Origin of the sequence: Clostridium sp. UBA4395, from assembly GCF_002390995.1 — a bacterium.
Lineage (GTDB): Bacteria > Bacillota > Clostridia > Clostridiales > Clostridiaceae > Clostridium_J > Clostridium_J sulfidigenes.
Window position 1 is genome coordinate 1 of sequence record NZ_DGRF01000038.1, and the last position, 21,721, is coordinate 21,721.

The 21,721-nt window shown below is 29.9% G+C and carries 18 protein-coding genes; 10 read left to right on the top strand and 8 right to left on the bottom strand.

All coding sequences use genetic code 11. The annotated features are described in order from the left end of the window. The first annotated feature begins 232 nt into the window (after positions 1-232). Complete coding sequence (gene brxC / locus B2694_RS06040; protein WP_346884982.1) at positions 233-3,763, top strand: BREX system P-loop protein BrxC; 3,531 nt, start codon at positions 233-235, stop codon at positions 3,761-3,763. Positions 3,764-3,801: 38 nt separating this feature from the next. Here brxC and B2694_RS06045 read toward each other — a convergent pair whose 3' ends face one another. From B2694_RS06045 to B2694_RS06060, 4 genes are all read right to left on the bottom strand, one after another. Then, the gene (locus B2694_RS06045; RefSeq protein WP_346884983.1) at positions 3,802-3,942 is read right to left on the bottom strand and encodes a FeoB-associated Cys-rich membrane protein; all 141 of its coding nucleotides are present in this window, start codon (positions 3,940-3,942) and stop codon (positions 3,802-3,804) included. A gap of 13 nt (positions 3,943-3,955) precedes the next feature. Continuing rightward, positions 3,956-5,980 carry a ferrous iron transport protein B gene (gene feoB, locus B2694_RS06050; RefSeq protein ID WP_346884984.1) on the bottom strand — a complete coding sequence of 675 codons (2,025 nt, stop codon included), beginning with the start codon at positions 5,978-5,980 and terminating at the stop codon, positions 3,956-3,958. A gap of 88 nt (positions 5,981-6,068) precedes the next feature. Then, entirely contained in the window at positions 6,069-6,290 is a 222-nt protein-coding gene (locus tag B2694_RS06055) for a FeoA family protein (protein WP_035131429.1), read from the bottom strand. 21 nt (positions 6,291-6,311) lie between these two features. Beyond that, complete coding sequence (locus B2694_RS06060; protein ID WP_035131427.1) at positions 6,312-6,521, bottom strand: FeoA family protein; 210 nt, start codon at positions 6,519-6,521, stop codon at positions 6,312-6,314. 230 nt (positions 6,522-6,751) lie between these two features. On the opposite strand from B2694_RS06060, the gene B2694_RS06065 reads away from it, so the two are divergent. Beyond that, positions 6,752-7,114, top strand: a complete 363-nt coding sequence (locus tag B2694_RS06065) for a metal-dependent transcriptional regulator (protein ID WP_346884985.1) — start codon at positions 6,752-6,754, stop codon at positions 7,112-7,114. A 90-nt stretch (positions 7,115-7,204) separates the two neighbouring features. Here B2694_RS06065 and B2694_RS06070 read toward each other — a convergent pair whose 3' ends face one another. Together B2694_RS06070 and msrA are read right to left on the bottom strand one after the other, a co-directional pair. After that, positions 7,205-8,551, bottom strand: a complete 1,347-nt coding sequence (locus B2694_RS06070) for a [Fe-Fe] hydrogenase large subunit C-terminal domain-containing protein (protein ID WP_346884986.1) — start codon at positions 8,549-8,551, stop codon at positions 7,205-7,207. A gap of 42 nt (positions 8,552-8,593) precedes the next feature. Then, entirely contained in the window at positions 8,594-9,160 is a 567-nt protein-coding gene (gene msrA / locus B2694_RS06075; protein WP_346884987.1) for a peptide-methionine (S)-S-oxide reductase MsrA, read from the bottom strand. 197 nt (positions 9,161-9,357) lie between these two features. Here msrA and B2694_RS06080 point away from each other — a divergent pair, with 197 nt between their 5' ends. Next, positions 9,358-11,436 carry a hypothetical protein gene (locus B2694_RS06080; RefSeq protein ID WP_346884988.1) on the top strand — a complete coding sequence of 693 codons (2,079 nt, stop codon included), beginning with the start codon at positions 9,358-9,360 and terminating at the stop codon, positions 11,434-11,436. 182 nt (positions 11,437-11,618) lie between these two features. Next, complete coding sequence (locus tag B2694_RS06085) at positions 11,619-12,032, top strand: type II secretion system protein (RefSeq protein ID WP_346884989.1); 414 nt, start codon at positions 11,619-11,621, stop codon at positions 12,030-12,032. A 141-nt stretch (positions 12,033-12,173) separates the two neighbouring features. On the opposite strand, the gene B2694_RS06090 is transcribed toward B2694_RS06085, so the two are convergent. Continuing rightward, the gene (locus B2694_RS06090; protein WP_346884990.1) at positions 12,174-13,391 is read right to left on the bottom strand and encodes a 6-phosphofructokinase; all 1,218 of its coding nucleotides are present in this window, start codon (positions 13,389-13,391) and stop codon (positions 12,174-12,176) included. 257 nt (positions 13,392-13,648) lie between these two features. Here B2694_RS06090 and B2694_RS06095 point away from each other — a divergent pair, with 257 nt between their 5' ends. The 5 genes from B2694_RS06095 (at position 13,649) to ppaX (ending at position 19,565) form a co-directional block, all read left to right on the top strand. Beyond that, entirely contained in the window at positions 13,649-14,641 is a 993-nt protein-coding gene (locus tag B2694_RS06095; RefSeq protein ID WP_346884991.1) for a WG repeat-containing protein, read from the top strand. Between the two features lie 95 nt (positions 14,642-14,736). Next, a complete protein-coding gene (locus B2694_RS06100; RefSeq protein WP_346884992.1) occupies positions 14,737-15,678 on the top strand; it encodes a dipeptidase in 942 nt (313 codons plus the stop codon). A 133-nt stretch (positions 15,679-15,811) separates the two neighbouring features. After that, entirely contained in the window at positions 15,812-18,079 is a 2,268-nt protein-coding gene (locus B2694_RS06105; RefSeq protein WP_346884993.1) for a VIT and VWA domain-containing protein, read from the top strand. 118 nt (positions 18,080-18,197) lie between these two features. Beyond that, positions 18,198-18,929, top strand: a complete 732-nt coding sequence (locus B2694_RS06110; RefSeq protein WP_346884994.1) for a hypothetical protein — start codon at positions 18,198-18,200, stop codon at positions 18,927-18,929. Between the two features lie 6 nt (positions 18,930-18,935). Continuing rightward, positions 18,936-19,565: a pyrophosphatase PpaX gene (ppaX, locus tag B2694_RS06115; RefSeq protein WP_346884995.1), complete on the top strand. Its 630-nt coding sequence runs from the start codon at positions 18,936-18,938 to the stop codon at positions 19,563-19,565. 194 nt (positions 19,566-19,759) lie between these two features. Here the strand turns inward: ppaX and B2694_RS06120 are convergent, their stop codons facing one another. After that, positions 19,760-21,016 carry a D-alanyl-D-alanine carboxypeptidase family protein gene (locus B2694_RS06120; protein WP_346884996.1) on the bottom strand — a complete coding sequence of 419 codons (1,257 nt, stop codon included), beginning with the start codon at positions 21,014-21,016 and terminating at the stop codon, positions 19,760-19,762. Positions 21,017-21,190: 174 nt separating this feature from the next. On the opposite strand from B2694_RS06120, the gene B2694_RS06125 reads away from it, so the two are divergent. Beyond that, the gene (locus tag B2694_RS06125) at positions 21,191-21,703 is read left to right on the top strand and encodes a CoA pyrophosphatase (protein ID WP_346884997.1); all 513 of its coding nucleotides are present in this window, start codon (positions 21,191-21,193) and stop codon (positions 21,701-21,703) included. Positions 21,704-21,721: the final 18 nt, after the last annotated feature.

Here is a 21,721-nt window from a genome sequence, read left to right on the forward strand (position 1 = left end):
ACGGAATTTAACTCTTCAATTTACCACTTATATTAAATCATATGTAATATAGTATGTAAATAATGTTTAAAGTTACATTGTTAACCATAGGATTCATATATGATTTATATTAATGTCTACAGCTAGTTGTATTATGGTATAATATTAAAGCAAGTTTACATAAGGCTTAAGTAAAAAAGCCTATTTATAACCTAGGTCTAGGAATAAGTTAATAGTAACCAGGGGGATCGAAATGAACATAAAGTTAAAGGATTTATTTGAGAAAGAAATTAATAGAGATATAAAAGGTGTAATTAAGGTAGGTCAATGTGACCAGGAGAATATAAAGCAGGAACTTGAAGAATACGTGGTTACTGATGAGCTACGTAGCCATTTTAATGAGTTTTTTGATGCATATAGCAGAGGCATATTAGATAGTACTGATAGGATTGGAGTATGGATTTCAGGATTTTTTGGTAGCGGGAAATCTCATTTTTTAAAGATTTTATCCTATGTTTTATCTAATGAAACCATAGGAAATAAAAGTACTTTAGATTATTTTTATAGTAAGGAACTACAGGATTCTACCCTAAGGAATATGGAGCTTATAAAGAACCAATCTACAGATACTATCCTTTTTAATATAGATTCTAAGTCTGACCGGGCTTCAGAATCCCATAGGGATGCTATTGTTAATGTACTTAATAGGGTTTTCAATGAAATGCAGGGTTTTTGTGGATCTATACCTTGGATTGCTGATATGGAAAGACAGATGACTGAAGATGGGGTATATGAAGATTTTAAAGAAGTGTTTCATCATATATCAGGAAAACCTTGGACTCAGGGTAGGGAAGATTTTTATTATGAAGAGGATGCCTTAATAGAGGCTTTATCAAAAGCTACTAAGATGAGTGAAGATGCTGCAAGAAACTGGTATAATAAATGTGAAGAAAATTATTCCTTAACTATAGATAAGTTTTCTTCTAGGGTTAGGGAGTATTGTGATTTAAAGGGAAATAATCATCATGTGGTATTTTTAATAGATGAAATTGGCCAATATTTAGGAGAAGATACTCAGCTTATGCTAAATCTTCAGACAGTGGTGGAGGATTTAGGTAGCAAATGTGAAGGTAGATGCTGGGTTATTGTTACATCTCAAGAGGATTTAGATGTGTTTACTTTAGGTAAAGGCAATGACTTTTCTAAGATTCAAGGAAGGTTTAATACAAGATTGTCATTATCTTCTGCTAATGTGGATGAAGTAATTAAAAAACGTATTTTGAGAAAAAAAACTCAGGCAATGGAGATGCTACAAAGCCTATATGAGGAGAGAGAATCTTTTATTAGAAATCTTTTAACCTTCACTACAGATACTGTGGACATGAAATTATATAAGGACATGGATAATTTTGCACAGGTTTATCCCTTTGTACCTTATCAGTTTAACTTACTACAACATGTTTTTAATGGCATAAGAAGCCATGGAGTAGCTGGAAGAAGTTTGTCTAAAGGCGAGAGAAGTTTACTGGGAGCGTATAAGCAAGTGGCAGTTGAGTATATGGAAAAAAACATAGGAACCTTAGTTCCATTCTCAGCTTTTTATAGTACTATAGAAACTTTTTTAGACCCTTCTATTAGAACAGTTATTGGTTATGCTGAAAATAATGAAAAGCTAAATAGCTATGATGTTAAAGTCCTTAAATTATTATTCCTTATAAAATATGCTAGGGGAATAAAGGGTAATATTGAGAACTTATCTACTCTTTTAATAGATAATATAGAAGCCTCAAAGAAAGAAGTTAAGGAGCAGGTGCAAGAGTCATTAAGTAAACTTATCAGAGAAACTTTGGTTGAAAAAAATGGTGATGAATTTATATTTTTAACAATTCAGGAACAAGAGGTAAATAAAGAGATAAAAAATATGACAATTGATAGTGGAGAGATTGCTCAAAGGATAGATGAGATAGTTTTTGAGCATATATATGAAAATTCTAAGTTTGTCTATTCTAAGATTTATTCTTTTAGTTTTAATAAATTAATAGATGCAAAGGTAAGAGGGTCTAAAAAAAATCCTATAGGAATTAGGATTATAACTGCTAATTATAATTTAGTAGAAGGGGTTAATAAAAATTATCTTAAAGAATTATCTGATAGGGAAAATAATGTGATAATTGATATATCAAACCAGGATAATTATATAGAGGAAATTGAAAATATACTTAAAATAGAGGGATATTTAAGGCTTAAAGGTACCCTAATATCAACTATTCACATGGAGGATATTAAGACTAAAAAAACTAAGGAAAGAGAACTCAGGTTAAAAAGGGCTAAATTCTTAGTAGAAGAAGCTTTAAGGTGGTCAGATATATATGTAAGTGGCTCCCTCATAAATATTAAGGTAAAAGCTGTGGTGAGTAGAATCAATGAGGGATTAAGAGCCCTTATTGATTCAAGGTTTAACAAAATAAACTACATTACAGAGTTTATAGATAATAGTAGTGAACTATATAATATAGTGGAAGCTGATACTCGTCAAAGAACTATAGAAGATAATGAGGTAAATAAATTAGCCTTGGAGGAAGTAAATAATTATATATTAACTAGTACCATGAGAAGTGTTAAATTAACGGTGAAAAGCATATTAACTAAATTTTCAAGTCCACCCTATGGTTGGAAGGAGCTAGATATTCAAGGTATACTCCTGAAGCTATTTAAAAAGCAATATATAAGTATTATATATGCTAAGGATGTAGTGTCTTCTAATAACAAGGATATAGTAGATTATCTAGTTAAGGGAGAGTATGAAGAAAAGGTTATAGTTATTAGTAGAGAAAAGGTACCTAGTAAATATATAGATTCAGCTAGGGAGTTAATTAAAGAACTCTTTGGAGGAGGCTCTATACCTAATGATGAAGAACTTCTAATGAAGTATTTCAAAGAATTAGGCAAAGAAGAACTTAAGAAAATTAAGGATATGACTTTTAATTATTCAATAAATAAAGGTTATCCTGGAAAAGAAATAGTATTTCTAGGTGAAAAGTTATTTCAAAGTATACTTAATATAGATGATATCCAAGAATTTTTTAAGTATGTCTATGATTTAGAAGAAGAATTCCTAGACTATATAGATTATGTTGATAATATAAAGGGATTTTTTTATAGAAAAGAAAACAATACAGTTGACTTAAATGAAAAGGGAGAGCAGAGAATAATCTTTGATGCTGCTATAGACATCCTTAATTCCTTTGAAGAAAATAAGGAATTTATATATGATTCTGAAATAGAAGGACTAGTAGAAGAACTATATGGTATTTTAAGGATGAAAGAGCCTTATAACAGGATTCCTCAGCTATCACCATTGATAGAAAAGTATAATAATAGGGTGTTAGATCTATTAAATAAAGATATAACTCCAGCAATAGAATTTATTAAAGCTTGTAAGGATGAAGTGATAGAAAACTTGAAGGGCTATGATTTCTATAATGAATTTGAAGGTAAAATTAATGAAGACTTTGAAAACCTTACTAAGAAAACTCTATGTTCAAAGAGTTTTCCAGTTATATTATCAATGTATAAACTTGGAGAGAAACTAAAGTTAAGGTGGTTAAATGAAATTATTAAAGAAACTGGAAGAGAAAACATTGCTAAAGTACTTAGTGTGATGGAATTGGTTAAGGATGAAAAGGCTATAAAAAATCATGAGGACATAGAATTATTATTAGAAAACTTAAGAAAGCGATTAAATGAAGAGTTAAAGGAAGATATAACAATAAGATTAGTTTAAACCATAAGAAAAGCTGAGGAAATTTCCTCAGCTTTATTTTATCTATGACACTTGCTAGCCTGGGAGCAACCTGAGCAACCACAGCCACAACCGTCACCTTGAGATTGTTTCTTAAATTGTTTTACTGATACTAATATCATAGCACCTATAACTACAGCACCGATTAAAAATGTTGCCATAGTAACACCTCCTTTATAAAAAGATTAAGCGTCCAACTTGATAAATGATTAAGGAAACCACATAGGCTAAACCTGTTTGATATCCTATAGCGATAAATGTCCATTTCCAAGAGCCCATTTCACGTTTTGTAGCACCAATAGCCGCAAAGCATGGAGCAGCTAGTAGGGTGAATGCCATGAAAGAGTAAGCACTAACTACATTAAATAGTTGTCCCATAGTTGAAACTAGGTTAGGGTCACTTTCTGTTAGTTCAGCACCAAGTCCGAATAGGACACCAAAGGTAGCAACTACATTTTCTTTAGCTAAGAATCCTGTTACAGTAGCAACGGCAGATTGCCAGTTACCAAAGCCTAGAGGCGCAAATATAGGAGCTATTACATTTCCAACGGAAGCTAATATACTATCTTGTGCGTCTACCATTTGTAAAGACCAGCTAAAGGATTGTAAAAACCAGATAAGACCTGAAGCTACAAAGATAATGGTACCAGCTTTTATGATAAAGGCTTTTCCTCTGTCCCACATGTGAATAAGAAGGCCTTTAAGGCTAGGTATTCTATATTGTGGCAGTTCCATAACAAAAGGAGCTGGATCACCTTTGAATAGCTTAGTTTTCTTAAGGATTATTCCTGAAAGTATAACCATGGCTATACCTAAGAAGTACATTGATGGTGCTGCCCAAGGTTGATTAGGGAAAAAGGCACCAGCTAGTAGCGCAAATACTGGTAGTTTAGCACTACATGGAATAAATGGAGTAAGCATTATAGTCATTTTTCTATCTCTATCATTTTCAATGGTTCTGCTTGCCATAATAGCAGGAACACTACAACCAGAACCTATTAACATAGGTATAAAAGATTTACCGGAAAGTCCAAACCTACGGAAGATCCTGTCCATGATAAAGGCTACACGAGCCATATAACCACAGTCTTCTAGTAAAGATATTAAGAAGAATAATACCATTATTTGTGGTACAAATCCAAGAACGGCACCAACACCACCGATAATACCATCTACAATTAGTCCATGTAACCAATCAGCTACCTGCATATTCATTAACCAGTCAGAAACATTCCCTTGAATGAGCTCAGCAAAAAGGGTGTCATTTACCCAGTCAGTAGCTATAGCTCCAATAGTAGTAACTGCAATATAATATATACCTAGCATTACTAGTGCAAAGATTGGAAGGGCAAGCCATCTGTTAGTCACAACTTTATCTATTTTATCTGAAGGAGTTAAATTAGAATTATTTTTCTTCTTAACACAGGAGGTGATTATTTTACCTATGTAGTCATAACGTTCAGTGGTAATAATACTTTCTGCATCGTCATCAAGAGATTCCTCATAGTTATTAATTAAATTATCTAATTTACCTTTTGTATTGTTATCTAATTTTAAATATTCTAGAACTTTTTCATCTCTTTCAAAGAGTTTAATATAAAACCAACGTGGATTTTTTATTAAAGAATTTCCTTTTAATAGTTTTTCTATGTTACTTATAACTTCTTCTGTATCCTTACTAAAGGTATTTAATAAGGTAACCTTTGGAGTGCTTTTACCAATTTCTACAGCCTTATCAGATAATTCCTTTAGACCTTTCCCCTTAAGGGCAGAGGTTTCTAATACTTCACATCCAAGTGTTTTCGAAAGCTTTGAAGTATTTATCATGTCTCCATTTTTATTTACTACGTCCATCATATTTAAGGCTATAACTACAGGAATTCCAAGTTCTACAAGTTGAGTTGTTAAATAAAGATTTCTTTCAATATTTGATCCATCAACTATATTAATAATCACATCTGGTCTTTCATCAATCAAGAAATTACGAGTTACAACTTCTTCTAAGGTATAAGGTGATAATGAATAAATACCTGGTAAATCAACGATAGTTACATCCTTATATCCTTTTAATTTTCCTTCTTTCTTTTCTACAGTTACTCCAGGCCAGTTTCCTACATATTGGGAACTCCCTGTAAGTTCATTGAAAATTGTGGTCTTACCACAGTTTGGGTTTCCAGCAAGAGCTATTTTTATACCCATTTTAATCCCCCCTAAATGTTAGCCGATGCTAACTTACTAATGAAAAATATACAGAGATTTAACTCTGTGAAAATTTTAGATTTAAAAACTATTCAACTAATATTTTTTCAGCATCTGATTTTCTGATAGAAAGTTCATATCCTCGAATAGTTATCTCAATAGGGTCTCCTAAGGGAGCTATCTTCCTAAGATGAATAGAAGAGCCCTTAGTAACTCCCATGTCCATAATCCTACGTTTTACAGCACCTTCACCTTGAATTTTAAGTACTGTAACAGTCTGTCCTGGCTTTACATCCTTTAATGTATTCATAATTACCTCCTATAATAATTCCTATATAATAATCCTATTTGCCATAGATTTATCTATTGCAATACGGCTATCTTTAACATTAATAATTATATTTCCACCTAACTCTGAAATAAGAGTTATACTTTCACCTACAATAAATCCTAGGCTTTTTAAAAATCTAACTGTTTCTTCTTTACCATTAATTTTCTTTATAAAAACTTTTTCTCCAGATTTGGCCATAGTAAGTGGCATATAAATCCCTCCTTTAAGTATGCACAAGCTAACTAATATTGAAAAACATAAGCTAGCTTTAACTAACCTATATTTTGAGTTTACTATAAATGATTTATGATGTCAACTGAAAATGAGAATAATTTTCATATATTGGGTTATTTTAAATAAGTAAAGAATAATTTTGGAAAGTTGAATGAAAATTTAACCTATGATAAAATAGGTTAAAAGAAACTATACAGGAGATTATTATGAAAATACATGAATCCGGAGAAAATTATTTAGAAACTATTTTATTGCTTCAGAGAAAAAAGGGATCTGTACGTTCTATAGATATAGCAAATGAATTAAGTTATACAAAGGCTAGCATTAGTAGAGCCATGGGCATACTAAAAAAAGCTGAGTATATAACCATGGAGCAAGGAGGGGATATAACTCTCACAGAAAAAGGCATGAAAAAGGCCAGTGAAATATATGAAAGACATACTCTCATCACTAAATATCTCATGGACACTTTAAAAGTATCTAAAGAAGTAGCTGATGGAGATGCCTGCCGTATAGAACACATTCTAAGTAATGAAGCCTTTGAAAAAATGAAGGAATTATATAAATAAAAAAATTGAGCATCCACTTATATTAAAGTGGATGCTCAATTTTTGTGAGAAATGAATTAATCTAGTAGGAATTTTTATAGAGATAGTCTTTTAAAAGTCTCTATGGAATATTTCTGTTTTGTTTTCATCTTTGTAATCTTCTATGGTGAATATGCCAATGGCATCTAAGATTCCATTCATTACTGGGCTATCGTAGGCAACTTTATATTTAGAGTTATCTGCAAAGGTATCTACGGCTATTTTAGAATTATCTTTAGGGGCAATAGCTTTTGGTCCACCAACGCATCCACCTACACATCCCATTCCTTCAATGAAATTACCTTTTATAATACCTTTTTGAAGATCTTGTAATATTTCCTTGCATTCTTTTATTCCGTTACCTTGAATAGGAGTTACAAGTTTATATTTTTCAGGAAACATTCTTTCTATGCAATCTTCAATGGCAATTGAAACTCCACCAGTACGTGCATAAAGCCTTCCACCTCGTGAGGCATATTCCATGGAAGTTGTGCCTTCAAGGGTTTCTGGAACTATATTAAAGGCTTCAAAAATTTCTTGTAATTCTGCAAAAGTAAGAACAAAATCAATATCACCAATCAAGTCAGGAGATTTAACTTCTGCCTTTTTTGCTACACATGGTCCTATAAATACTACCTTTACATCTGGGTTTAATTTTTTTAACACCCTACCAGCTGCAATCATTGGAGATACGGTAGGAGATGTATGAGGCAATAAATCCTTATATACTTTTTTTATCATGCCAACCCACATAGGACAGCAGCAAGATGTAATCATAAAATCTGATTTAGTTTTAACATGAGCATCAAATTCAATGGTTTCTTTAAGGGTAAGCATATCTGCAAAGAATGCTACTTCCACCATATCAGTAAATCCAAGAGATTTAAAGGCAGTTCTAAGCTGTTCAATGGTACTATCTCCAAATTGACCCATTATAGCAGGGGCTACAGCAGCTACTACAGGAGTGCTTTCCCTTAAAAGTTTAGCAAGAGGCATAAACTCCACTGTATCTAGAATACTTCCAGTTGGACATCCTTCTACACAGAACCCACAATCAGTACATTTATCATTATCTATATAAGTACACTTAGTTTTTTCATCATATAAAATTGCATCAAAGGGGCAACTTTCTTGACATTTTGTCTTTCCATCACAATCTACCTTACACTCCATTTTACATAGTTTAATCTTATTAACAATTTTATGATCTGATTCATAATTATTTATGGCTTTTTTTAAATCTTCTATGTAATTATTACTAAAGGACAAATTCACTCCACAGAGAGAAGAAATTTCTGCAGCTAAGGCTTCTTTATCAACTGTATTATCCTTTAATAGTTCTTCAATAACATTATCTAATTTATCATTATAGTAAGCATTGATAAGGGTTTTAAATAATTCACTATGTTGTTTTTTCATAACAGCACATCCAATCTTGAAATATTTTGCTCTTCATATATTTTAGTCTTCATATATTTTATAATAATCATCACCCCAATATTTTGCTATAAACTCATCTCTTCCAGATATACTTCTATCCTTTTTATATTCTGTAGGATGGGTTTTATAAAATTTTTGATGATATTCTTCTGCTTCATAGAAGTTTGATGCTGGAAGAATCCTAGTAACTACTTCTTTAGGAAATCTACCTGAATGGTTTAGAGCTTTTTTAGATTTTTCGGCAATTATTCTTTGATTCTCATCCATGTAGAAGATAGCAGCAATGTAGGAAGAGCCTCTATCTTGAAATTGACCTTCATCATCCGTTGGATCTATCTGTCTCCAAAAGGCATCTAGGAGCTTTTCATAGGAGATGATAGTAGAATCATATATAATTTTAATAGCTTCATAATGACCTGTACCTTGAGATTTTACATCTTTATAGGTAGGGCTTTTAAGTTCACCTCCAGTATACCCAGAAGTAACACTTATAATTCCATCTAATACATCAAAAGGGGATACCATGCACCAGAAGCAGCCACCAGCAAATATAGCAGTTTTGTAATTTTCACTATTAATATTCTGCATTTTCAATTGCCTCCTAAATTTTGTTTTTAATTATATATTACCATATTTTAAAGAAATATATAGTAATTATAATCCATATGAAATATAAATAATATGACAATATATGAAAGTTAATCATTTATTAATTTAGATTTATACCCATATATGGTAAAATTGAATATGGATGCGTAGGGCTTATCTTATGTTTAGGAGGAAATATGGATTACAACAAATTTAACATAGAAGAAAAGTATGACAATTATAATAATATAACCAAGGTAGAAGCTGAAAAGATACTGTTGAAATTAGATAGTGTGATAGATCATGATAAAGGATATGATTATTACATATTAAAGGGAAAGATGCTCCTTAAGCTGGATAGAATGAAGGATGCTTTTCATGCCTTAGAAAAGGCTATGACCTTTAATAAAACTGATGAAGTATATGACCTTTTATCCTTTGCCTATTATGAGGAAGAAGATTATGAAAAAGCACTTTATTATATAAATTTATCCTTTGGAATAACAGTAGATGAATATATTTATAATCACAAAGGAAAAACTTTAGAAAGATTAGATAGGTTTGAAGAAGCTTTTGAAGCCTATTATGAAGGACTTAATTATGCTCTCTCTAGTTATAGTAGTTATGGAGATGTAGAGATATTTGGTGAAAACTTAGCTAGACTAGGTGGAATTTTAAAAAATCAATATTTAGATAACATAAAGAAATTTATAAATTTAAGAGATTATTATAATCTTTATGAAAACTATATGAAACTTCTTCAAGTTATTCTTAAGGAAGAAGAAAACGATCACTATCATAGTAGTTCTGAATATGTAAGTGTAAAATATCTAGAGTTAGTTGAAGAAGGAAAATATATTTTAATTGATAATGATTACTTTTTAGAGATGATTAATATATATAAAATTCTATATCAAATAGAAAGTAATTCAGAGTATGAGGATAGGGAGTATATTAATAAAATCTATATAGACAATAAGGTGAGGGACTTTATTGATGCTGTTATGGAAAGAACTTCACTTACTAAGGATGTAGATATAATTTTAAAAGTTTTAAATGAAGTTATAGGCATTAAAAATAGAGATTACTATGATTACTTATATCATAAAGGTTTTATTTTTATGAAACTAAAAAGATATGATGAGGCATTAGAGGTATTAGATGGCATAACTAGTGATAAGAAATCACCTTATAATATAAAAGTTCAAAGCTATGAGTGTGTAATTAAAAAAATGTATGAAGCTGAAGATATATATAAGGGAAATTATAATGAGTATAAAAAAAGTATGTCATATCTCCTTAGAGATGAAATTCATAGGATAAAGGAAGATGAATATTTAACTTTAGATGATAGATGTGACAGAATAATACACAACTGCAAGAGGGCTATTAATTTAGAACTAGATAATGATTTTTGGTATGATTATATAGAAGTGTTATCTTTGGAATTAGGTGAGGAATATGAAGTTATTGTAAAAAACCAATCAGTATATAAGGTGATACAAAATTATAATAAAGCCATAAATATATATGATAGGCTCATTGAGGTGAAAAGTGATGGTCCCCATGGGTATTATAGAAAAGGAAGGGCAATTGTATTAGTATTGAGACTTTTAAATAGCTCTAAGACCTCCTTAAAGGATTTAGTTGGAGTTCATAATTTAGATTGTTTTTCTTATTCAGAGGTTATATACAATCTTAATAAGGCTATTAGTTTGAAAAGTGACAATGGTAAATACTTTAACCTTTTAGCAAGAACTCATTTTGAGATTGGGGAATATGAGAAGTCTATGGCATATATGGAACAAGCACTTACCCTAGCACCTAATGATTTATATATGAATTTAAATAAGGTTTGTATTTATATTAGAAGATATAAGTACACAGAAGCAGTGGATTATTTATTTAAGATGTCCTATAAAGATATGAATAGAGGTACCGTAAGAAAAACTTTTCTTTCAAGAAAGGAAATTCTTAGTTTCTTAATGGGTATATTTAATTTATATACAAGGCAAGATAAAATTTACTATATAATAGCTTATTATTTTTATGCTATAGTTGATTTTCAATATGATAAAGCCTTAACTTTTATTAATAATGCTATAGAGATGTCTGATGATGAAAGATACTACTTGCTTAAAGCTAAAATATACTTTAAAGACGGAAAGTTTAAAGAAGCATTAAAGTGTGCAGAAGAAGCTATAGTTATTGACGATCATTATGATGAAGCTTTTCTTATAAAAGAAAAATGTAATGAAAAATTAACTGATAATTAGTATGTAAATATTGTAAACACCTAGGATTAAAATAAAGCCTAGGTGTTTTTATTTATGAAGAAAATATTTTTTAGTTATAAAAAATATAAAATAATGTATAAAAATGGATTTAATGGATAGCATAGTTTATGTGCATGAATTGTTACATAAATTCTTAAATCAAAAAGGAAAGGAGTAATAGTGTGAATAAGAAAATTAATAGATCTAAGAAAAAAGGATTTACCTTAATTGAGTTACTAGTAGTTTTAGGGATAATAGGTGTATTAGCCTTAGCAGTAGCACCAACAATGGTGTCTAAGGTTAGTGAAGCTAAAGAAAAAACAGATGTTTCAAATGCTAATGCCATAGCTATGGCAGTTAAAACCGAGATAATAGAGGGAGATATAAATGCCGCAGGCCCTATAACCACAGATGATATAACGGAAATAGGTAATAAATATTTTGATGGTAAATTTCCAACCTCTCAATCTTTAAAAACTAATTTTACTGTAGATGTAACTAAAAATATAATTACTGTTAAAGCTGGTGGAAAAGAGTTTTATCCTAATTATGTAGAAGAAGATAAAAAAGATAATACAGATACAGCAGGTAACTAAAATCACACCGATGGAAATAACACTGATTATCTTTAGCTGAAAACTAAAATGCCTCTTAATATATACATAAATTAGTACAAAGGAGTGATTTCTTGTTTTAAATCACTCCTTTTAATATAAAAAAATGTAATATTTATTCTATTATTTTGTTATGAAAGCGTATTTTGGAAGACCATTTTCGTATTGAATTTTTGGTTCTCCCATAATTAGAGGTACTGTATACTCATAAGCTTCTTTAGTTACATTGTTACCTTCTTCATTGATCCATTCCTTAGGGAAATATTTTATTGAGTTTGCTACTTTTGAAGTGTGCACTGCAAAGGTTTCTGATTTATATGGAGCATTAGAAACTCTCTTAATACCTATCATATAACCGCTTTCACCTTCTGCAGAGTGTTTTAATGCAGCAAATCCACAATTAAAGGCTTCATCAATGTCAGTTTGAGAAGCAAAGTGCATTGCGCAACGTTGCATAGTTGAAAGTTCTATGGCTCTTACTTTTTTGCAAACTCCATTTTTAGTGATTACATTTTTAATATAACTACAAACTCCACCTAATTGAGCGTGACCAAATTTATCTAGACCAGTACCACCCATTTCACCAAGGAAAGTACCATCTGCTGTTCTTATTCCTTCAGAAACTACTACAATTACAGAATTTTTTACTTCTAATTTTTTAGCCACATCTTTTAAAAACTTAGCTTCATCAAAGGCAACTTCAGGAAGATATATTAAATCTACCACTGGTTCTCCATTTAATGTAGCAATACAAGAACTAGCAGCTAGCCATCCTGTATCACGACCCATTGCCTCTATAACAAATACATTTTTTGCAGTATAAACACTAGCATCTAATTTATTTTCTAGGGCTATAGTTGATATAAACTTAGCAGCACTTCCAAAACCAGGAGTATGATCCATTACTGGAAGGTCATTATCTATAGTTTTAGGAACTCCAAAGAATTTTACAGGAAGGTTATGCTCCTTTGCATAGTTACTAAGTTTATGAACTGTATCCATGGAATCATTTCCGCCAATGTAGAAGAAAGTATCAATTTCATGCTTCTTAAAAATCTCAAAAAGTTTTATGTATTCTTCTTTGTTATCTTCATAGGTTTTTAATTTGTATCTACAAGATCCAAGTCCTGAAGATGGTGTATAAATTAATCTGTCAATAACTTCACTGTCAATCTGAGAAAGATTTATTATATTTTCATTTAAAATTCCCTCAATACCGTTAATTCCTGCATATACATTGTCAAAATAGTGTAGTTCTTCATTTGCTTTAAATACTCCCATTGCGCTGGCATTTATTACAGATGTAGGACCACCAGATTGAGCTACTATACAATTTTTCATATATTTAACACTCCTTTGTATTGTGTAGAGATATCTACACTTATTATTACATCTTTTTAATTATAATATAAATTATAATTACTAACAATTAGTATAATTAAATAGACATTGTATTAATAATATATAAGGTATGAAATAATAGTTTTTAAATAGTTAAATATATAGAATAGGTTATCTTTAATTAAGATAATATAAGACTTTTTATTCGTATAAATGGTATAATATTCATATATTTAAAAAGCAAAGGAGAAAAGATTATGAAAATGTATCCCGTTGAATTAGATAATAAATATGGTTATATAGATGAAAGTGGAAAAACTATAGTTCCTTTTATTTTTGATTTTGCCGATGAATTTGAGGATGAAATGGGCTTTGTAGAGGTAGATGGATTATGTGGTTTCATAAATAGACAAGGGGATTATATAATAGCTCCCAAATATGATGATATAAATTATTTTAATGAAGGCATGGCTTTAGTTGAGTTAAACCATAGATATGGATATATAGACTTACAAGGCAATGAGGTAATAAAAGTAAAATATGAAGAAGGAAAAGGATTCACTGAAGGACTTGCAGCAGTGAAAATATTAGGAAAGTGGGGATATATCAATAGACATGGCAAAATGATTATATCACCTACCTTTGATGAAGCTAATGAGTTTGAAGAGAATGGCCTCGCTATAGTTAGAAAAGGTGAGAACTATGGATATATAAATGGGGAAGGTCAGTGTATTAGCGGATTTATATATGAATATGCTAACAATTTTAATGAGAGTTTAGCCAATGTGGGATTAGAAGGTAAAAATGTATATGTGGATGAAACCTTTAATATAAAGATTGAAGGAAATTTTGATTTTACTAACGAATTTCTTAATGGACTTGCAGCTGTATCCCAAGATAATATATGGGGATATATTAATAATTCTGGTGACTTTGTTATTGAAAAAAGATACAGCTGGGCAGATAATTTTAATACAGATTATGCAGCAGTTTCCATAGAAGATAAATATGGATTTATAGATAGAAGTGGGAACATAATAATACCTATAGAGTATGATAATGTTCTTGAGTATAGTGAAGGTTTATTTTCTGTTGAAATTAACGAGAAGTGGGGCTTTGTAGATTTAAAAGGTAATATAGTTATAGAACCTAAATTTCATGAAGTAGATAACTTTTACAATGGAATATGTAAGGTTATAATAGATGAAAAAGAAGGATATATAAATAAAGAAGGAGAATTTATAATATAGATAATAGGGATAGAATTTTAAAATTTATGGTAATGAATAATTTGTAAATTCGTAATTTATAGAAGATATAGTCTTAGAATTAAGGGGGATATAATATGAGTATAATTGATTTGCATTGTGATACAATTTGTCATTTAATAGATAATAAGGATATGGAATTAAAGAGAAATCATCTAGCTATTGATTTAGAAAAGTTAACAAAAGGTAATTCCTTAGCACAATTTTTTGCATTGTTTATTGATCTTAATGAGCATCCTAAGGCATTTAATAGAGCCATGGATATGCTTAATAAATTTTATGAAGAGTTAGAAAAAAATAATCATGAAATATCTGTAGCAAAAAATTATGAGGATTTTGAAGTGAATAAGGAGGAGGATAAAATATCAGCTTTCTTGACCATTGAAGAAGGTGAAGCTATAGAAGGCTCTCTTAAGAATTTAAGAAATTTTTATGACCTAGGAGTTAGACTTATGACATTAACCTGGAATTATGAAAATAGTATAGGTTATCCAAATTGCAGAGAAGAGTTTCGAAATAAAGGGTTAAAAACCTTTGGATTAGAAACCCTTGAAGAAATGAATAGGCTAGGCATGATTATTGACGTTTCACACCTATCCGATGGAGGGTTCTATGATGTGGCAAGATATAGTAAGAAACCTTTTGTAGCATCACATTCAAACAGTAGAGCTGTATGTAATCACAGCAGAAATTTAACTGATGATATGATTAGAACTCTCAGTGAAAAGGGGGGCATAACTGGCATCAACTTTGAAAAATCTTTCTTAATAGAAGGAGGAAGTAAAAGTGCTGTTACAGATATGGTTAAACATATAAATCATATCTGTAATGTTGGGGGTATAGATGTATTATCCCTTGGTAGTGATTTTGATGGAATAAATCCTAAAAATCTAGAAATTAGTAATATGGGAGAGATAGATAAACTCATAACAGCATTACAAAAAGAAGGATATCATGAAAGTCATATAGAAAAAATATTATATAAGAATGCTTTGAGAGTAATAAAAGAAGTTATGTAGTACAATATAATTTATAGAAACTTTTATATTAAACTATATGACTATGGCTAAGTCCCTAGATAATAATTTATCCTTCAGAGGGAGGAAAAACTCCTTCTGAAGGAAAGGTAGATAACATAAAAGGAGTGAGGTTATGGAATATGAAAAGTTACAGAACAATATTTCTAAGGGAGAAATATTGTTAAAAAAGGTAGATATAGACGGTAATATTTGTGGAGAGTTTGTTGAATTTACAATTAGCCATGTTTATGAAAATATAGGTGAAGATGATGTAAAAGGAATTTACACCTTTCCTATACCAGATACTGCTGTTATTTCAGGTTTCGAAGCTAATATAGGTGGCAGTGTTATAAAAGGAAAAGTAGAAGATAAAAAAGAAATAGAGAAAATTTATGAAAATATTGGAGAAGATTCAGGAAGTAAACTTATATTAGAAGAACTAAATAATAACTATTTTAAAATGTCAATTGGAACAATTTTAAAAGGTGAAACTGTAGTTATAAAGATCTCTTATATTGAAGAGCTAGTATATGAACATTCCAAGCTTAAGTTAATTATTCCTAAGATTGTACTTCCAGAAAATCCATATAATGAAGAACAAAGTCAACAAGAAGACTATAAATTATCTTTAAATCTATTAGTAGAGACCTTTGAAAGTGCTAAATTTTCTTGTAATACTCATAAAATTCAGGTAGAAGAAGAAGAGGATGATGATAGCAATTTATACAAAATAACACTTCAAGGTGAAGAGCAAATTCTGGATAGTGCTATGACAATTTATTTAGAGGAAAATTCCAGTGAAACAAGTGGAATTATATATGAGAATTATAGCGAAGACAATGGAATTGTTTATTTGAGATTTCTACCTGAAATTGAAGAGGATGTAGAAGAGAAAAATGGAAACTATATATTCCTTATAGACATATCAGAATCCATGGAAGGAGATAAGTTAAAGGAGGCTAAAACTGCTTTACACTTATGTCTTAGAAATTTATATAAAGGTGATACCTTTAACATAGTTGCTATGGGTGACACCCTAAAGCATTTTTCAGAGAGTAGAAGAGTTGAATTTAATGATGAAAATTTAAAGGAAGCATCTAAGTGGATAGATAAGTTAACTTGTGAAAATGATGCTAATATATTTGATGGAATAAAATATGCCTTTTTAAATGAAGATAAGGGAGAAGAAAATACTATCATTTTATTTACTGATGACGTAGTGGATGATGAGAAAGATATCCTTGATTATGTAGAAAAAACTTGCGTTGGAAGCAGAATTTTCCCTTTTGGAATAGATGCCTCTGTTAATACCTATTTCATCAATAAAATAGCAAGAATTACCTTTGGAAAAGCAGAATTTATTAATAGAAGTATTAGAATAGAAGATGTAATCTTAAATCAGTTCAATAGAATAAGAGGACTACAAATAACAGATATTGAAATTGATTGGGGTGGAATGAAGGTTGAGAAAACTTACCCTAGAACCATAGAATATATGTATGATGGAGAACCATTTTCAATATTTGCTAAGATGGATGGGAATCTAGAAGGTATTGTTACTCTTAATGGTATGGTTGGAGATAGAAGAATACAACGAAGAATAGTTCTAACTAAATTAGACTTAGAGGTTAATGCAAATTTAATTGAAAAGGTTTGGTATAAGAAAAGAATAGAATCTTTAGAGAATAGAATCGTCTATGAACGTGGAGAAGTTCATGAGGCTATGAAAAATAAGATTATAGAGTTATCTACTGACATTGGAATTATAAGTGATGAAACATCCTTTATTTTAATAGAAGAAATTTATGAACCTGTACTGGGAGGAGTTATGAGAAAATTCTTACCAGTTAACATAGATTTCAATAAGGGTGATACAAATATAATTTCTCCGAAGTTCTACTATAGTCAAAGTCTAGATGAATTGCAGTTAGAAAATTTAATGGATGAGGGTATAGATAAATCAGAGTTCTTACGTGTGCTAGCAACACAACAATTAGCAAGTGGTGCCTTTGGTAAATCTGTAGAAGATGATAAAATAGATAAGGTTATATATACTGCTAGAAGTATAGTAGCTTTTACTCACCACGGTGAAGGTATAGAAATATATAAAAATCTACTAACTAAAGCTGTAGTATATCTTGTGGAAAATTATGAAGAATTTGTAGAGAATGAAGATGTACTAATCTTGACATATGTTGCTCTTAAATCTTTTGCAGATAAGGTAATAGTTAAAGATAACAAAAAGACAAGGCTTTTAAATGCAATAAATTCCTTAGAAAGTCATATTGAAGAATTAAATATTGATATAAGTAAGATTAATGAGGAAATATTAAGAAGTATAGAAGGTGCAAAAGAAAAAGATCAATTAAGCAGACTTATATATAAATCAATAAAATATTAAGTTAGTCTGTGTTAAAATGCTCTAAATATTAGATAAGGGCTGAGCATGTAATATAATTATAATGCATGCTCAGTATTTTTATAGAAAAAATCTATTTAAGGAAGGTAGTACATACTTAATGATTGACACTGAAGTTAACAAAAATGATAAAGTGAATATGAGAGATTTTATAAAGAAAGATTTTTGCAGAAGACGTAAACTTAATGTGCTAAATTCTATAGATATTTTGACATTAGAAAATATTTCTAACCTTATAAATATATACGATGGTTATGTATTAAAGGGGTATTTAGTAAATGCTATACCAAAGGGTATTAAAGTATCCTTATCCAATAGGATGACTTCAAGTGGTGGAAAGACTATCTTTTCAAAAAGAGGAAGAGAATGTACCTATGAGATTAGAATAAGTAATAGAGTCATAAAAGAATATATAGAAGATAATAGAAGTAAATTTGTATGTGGAATAGAAGCTAAGGATGCACTAGAAGCTCTTATGCTTATTTTAGAGCATGAGCTTTGCCATGTCATAGAATTTAGTGAGTATGGAAGCTCTAATTGTAAAGGTGAAAGATTTAAAAATATAGCCTTTAATTTATTTGGACATACAAGTAGTTATCATGAAATATTAAAGAGTAAAGATGTCTTAAATAAGACCATAAATAACTCATTTGTTAAAGGACAAGTTGTTCAATTTAAATACAAAGGTATATTGTATGAAGGAATAATTAGCAATATTAATAAAAGAGCTACAGTGATGGTGAAGGATATAAAGGGTACATATAGAGATAACCATGGATTGAGTTATTCAAAGTGGTACATACCGCTAAAATTACTTATAAATAAGGAGTAGAACGATATGATTAAAGCAATACTGTTTGACCTAGATGGCACAATAATAGATACCAATGAATTAATATTGACTTCCTTTAATTATGTATTAAATAATTATTTAGGATTAAATATAGGAGAGGAGGAAATTGTAGAATCCTTTGGTATACCACTTAAAGATGTATTAAGTGAATATGATAAGGAGAGAGCTGATGAATTAGTTGATGAATACATAAGATACTGTCTTAATTGCCATGATAAATACATAAAATCTTATGATCACGTGGAAGATGGGCTATTAAAGCTAAAAGATAAGGGATTAAAATTAGCAATAGTTACATCTAAGAAAAGGGGAACGGCTCTAAGAGGACTTAATTGTTTTGACTTAGAGAAATATTTTGATGTAATAATTACTCCAGAAGATAGTAGGAAACATAAGCCAGATGGTGAACCAGTGTTAAAAGCTTGTGAATTCTTAAAAGTTAACCCGAGTGAAACTATAATGGTAGGAGATAGCCATAATGATATATTATGCGGAAAGAATGCAGGAGCAAAAACTTGCCTAGTAAATTATACTGCACTAAATGTAGAAAAGATTAAAGCACATAATCCTGATTATATAATAGATAAAATTGAAGACATTATAAAGTTTATTTAATATTTTAAAATAATCATAAGTATCATTGTCATAATTGAGAATGATAAAATAAAAAAGTATAAAATTTAAATTTAATTTATTATGATAAATAAAGTTATTTAGTAAATAGAAAAACACCTACATATGTAAAATTACAAATATTTACACTAAAAAAGATTCCCTATGATTAATATTAACATAGGGAATCTTTAAAGCTATCTATATATACGATCTCTTTTTTTTCTACGTTTTTTGTTTATTTTAGATATTATTAGTATTACTAAAGATGCTATTATTATTAATACTAATAGAGCTAATACATAATAAAGGATATTACTTTTTATTATATCCATATTGGATAGTCCAGAATATATATCATATTGTTTTTCATATCCCTTTATATTAACAGTAGCTTTACCAATAGATTTATCTTTACTTAAAGTCCAAATATTTATCTTACCTACTTCAGAATTAAATTCTGGTTCTAAGTCTGTTGGATATAATGAAATATCCTCATGAATAGTAACTGGAACTTTAATTGCTTTTTTAGGTCCTATAAGAGGTAAAATTTTATATTCCATAGTAACTTCTGAAATTTCAGTGTTCTTAGCTTTGAAGACTTCTTTTTCTGCATTGAAGCCATAATTGGCTAAGTTTGTAGTATCTTCAAAAACCTGAGTGTCTACTGGAAAATTATAATCTGAACCTAATACCACTGTTGCTAAAGTATGTCCATTCCTTTGATATAAAGCTGCTAAGCATCTTCCAGACTTTTCTGTATAACCAGTTTTTCCGCCAATGTTTCCATCTACACCTATAAGTTTATTTCTATTTTCAACTATTGATGATGGTCCATTAGTAGATTTTACTTCTGATTCCTTTTTAGACATAGTTTCTCTAATCCACTCATTACTGTAAACTGCATTTAATAATAGGGATAAATCATATGCTGTAGTATAGTGATCATCAGTGTTATCATCAAGGCCATTAGGTGTTACAAAATTAGTATTGGTCATACCTAAAGCTTTAGCTTTTTCATTCATCATTGTAATGAACTTTTCCTTTGTTCCACCAACATTTTCAGCAACCATATAAGCAATATCATTACCTGAATAAAGAAGTAGTATGTCCATAGCATCTTTACCGGTAAATGTATCTCCAGGTGTTACTGGATGAACATTAAGTCCATAAGAATAAGGCTCTTCTTTTAAGGCTGCAGCTGGATAAGTAAGTAAATCGGTTTTACTTTTATTTTCAGCTAATAGTAAAGCAGTCATCAGCTTAGTAATACTGGCTGGTTGTTTCTTTTCATCGATATTTTTAGAATAGATTATTTCCTTTGTTTCTAAGTCCATAACAATAGCAGAAGTACCAACGATTTCAGGTTGAGTTTCTGCAATGGCTATAGTTGAGAAAGAAAAGGTAAATACTAAAGTAAAAAATACCCATAATGATAAAATTCTCTTTTTCACAAGTCATCTCTCCAATTTTATATTTTAGAATTAAATAAGTCCTATCTAGTATAACATTTACTGTAATTTTCAACAAGGACAAAGAAAAAATATGTTATTAATAATATGTTATATTTTTATTATCTAATATTGTGGTATGCTATATATAAGATATTTAGAAGGAGCAGTGAACTGATGACAAATATAAATATTGATAGAATAAATGATATTTTTAAAGATAGGGAGTCCACATCTATACAACCTATGAAAAAAGCAGCAGTGATGATTCTTTTACAGGTTATAGACGATGAGGTTTATATAATTTTTCAAGTTAGAGCTAAAAAATTAAATAGTCAGCCTGGAGATGTTTGTCTACCTGGTGGAAAGGTTGAAGAAGGAGAGTCTTTTAGAGATGCTGCAATAAGAGAAACCATGGAAGAGATGAATATTAAAAAAGAAGATTTTGAAGTTATTGGTGAAATGGATTATTTCTTATCACCATACCTCATGATAATGCGTCCCTATATCGCTAAACTTAATACAAATAACATTAAGTTTAATACAAGTGAAGTTGATCATATATTTAAGGTACCAATAAAATTTTTTATTGATACAGAACCATTACTATATAAAATGGATATTGGCCCAATAAATCAAGATGGATTTCCCTTTCATTTAATAAACGGAGGTAAAGATTATAAATTTTGATTCTGTTAAGCTGATATG

What these genes read in the sequence shown, in the direction of transcription:
- brxC (WP_346884982.1), top strand. Translation starts at nt 233, where the DNA reads ATGAACATAAAGTTAAAGGATTTATTTGAGAAAGAAATTAATAGAGAT.
- B2694_RS06045 (WP_346884983.1), bottom strand. Translation starts at nt 3,942, where the DNA reads ATGGCAACATTTTTAATCGGTGCTGTAGTTATAGGTGCTATGATATTA.
- feoB (WP_346884984.1), bottom strand. Translation starts at nt 5,980, where the DNA reads ATGGGTATAAAAATAGCTCTTGCTGGAAACCCAAACTGTGGTAAGACC.
- B2694_RS06055 (WP_035131429.1), bottom strand. Translation starts at nt 6,290, where the DNA reads ATGAATACATTAAAGGATGTAAAGCCAGGACAGACTGTTACAGTACTT.
- B2694_RS06060 (WP_035131427.1), bottom strand. Translation starts at nt 6,521, where the DNA reads ATGCCACTTACTATGGCCAAATCTGGAGAAAAAGTTTTTATAAAGAAA.
- B2694_RS06065 (WP_346884985.1), top strand. Translation starts at nt 6,752, where the DNA reads ATGAAAATACATGAATCCGGAGAAAATTATTTAGAAACTATTTTATTG.
- B2694_RS06070 (WP_346884986.1), bottom strand. Translation starts at nt 8,551, where the DNA reads ATGAAAAAACAACATAGTGAATTATTTAAAACCCTTATCAATGCTTAC.
- msrA (WP_346884987.1), bottom strand. Translation starts at nt 9,160, where the DNA reads ATGCAGAATATTAATAGTGAAAATTACAAAACTGCTATATTTGCTGGT.
- B2694_RS06080 (WP_346884988.1), top strand. Translation starts at nt 9,358, where the DNA reads ATGGATTACAACAAATTTAACATAGAAGAAAAGTATGACAATTATAAT.
- B2694_RS06090 (WP_346884990.1), bottom strand. Translation starts at nt 13,391, where the DNA reads ATGAAAAATTGTATAGTAGCTCAATCTGGTGGTCCTACATCTGTAATA.
- B2694_RS06095 (WP_346884991.1), top strand. Translation starts at nt 13,649, where the DNA reads ATGAAAATGTATCCCGTTGAATTAGATAATAAATATGGTTATATAGAT.
- B2694_RS06100 (WP_346884992.1), top strand. Translation starts at nt 14,737, where the DNA reads ATGAGTATAATTGATTTGCATTGTGATACAATTTGTCATTTAATAGAT.
- B2694_RS06105 (WP_346884993.1), top strand. Translation starts at nt 15,812, where the DNA reads ATGGAATATGAAAAGTTACAGAACAATATTTCTAAGGGAGAAATATTG.
- B2694_RS06110 (WP_346884994.1), top strand. Translation starts at nt 18,198, where the DNA reads ATGATTGACACTGAAGTTAACAAAAATGATAAAGTGAATATGAGAGAT.
- ppaX (WP_346884995.1), top strand. Translation starts at nt 18,936, where the DNA reads ATGATTAAAGCAATACTGTTTGACCTAGATGGCACAATAATAGATACC.
- B2694_RS06125 (WP_346884997.1), top strand. Translation starts at nt 21,191, where the DNA reads ATGACAAATATAAATATTGATAGAATAAATGATATTTTTAAAGATAGG.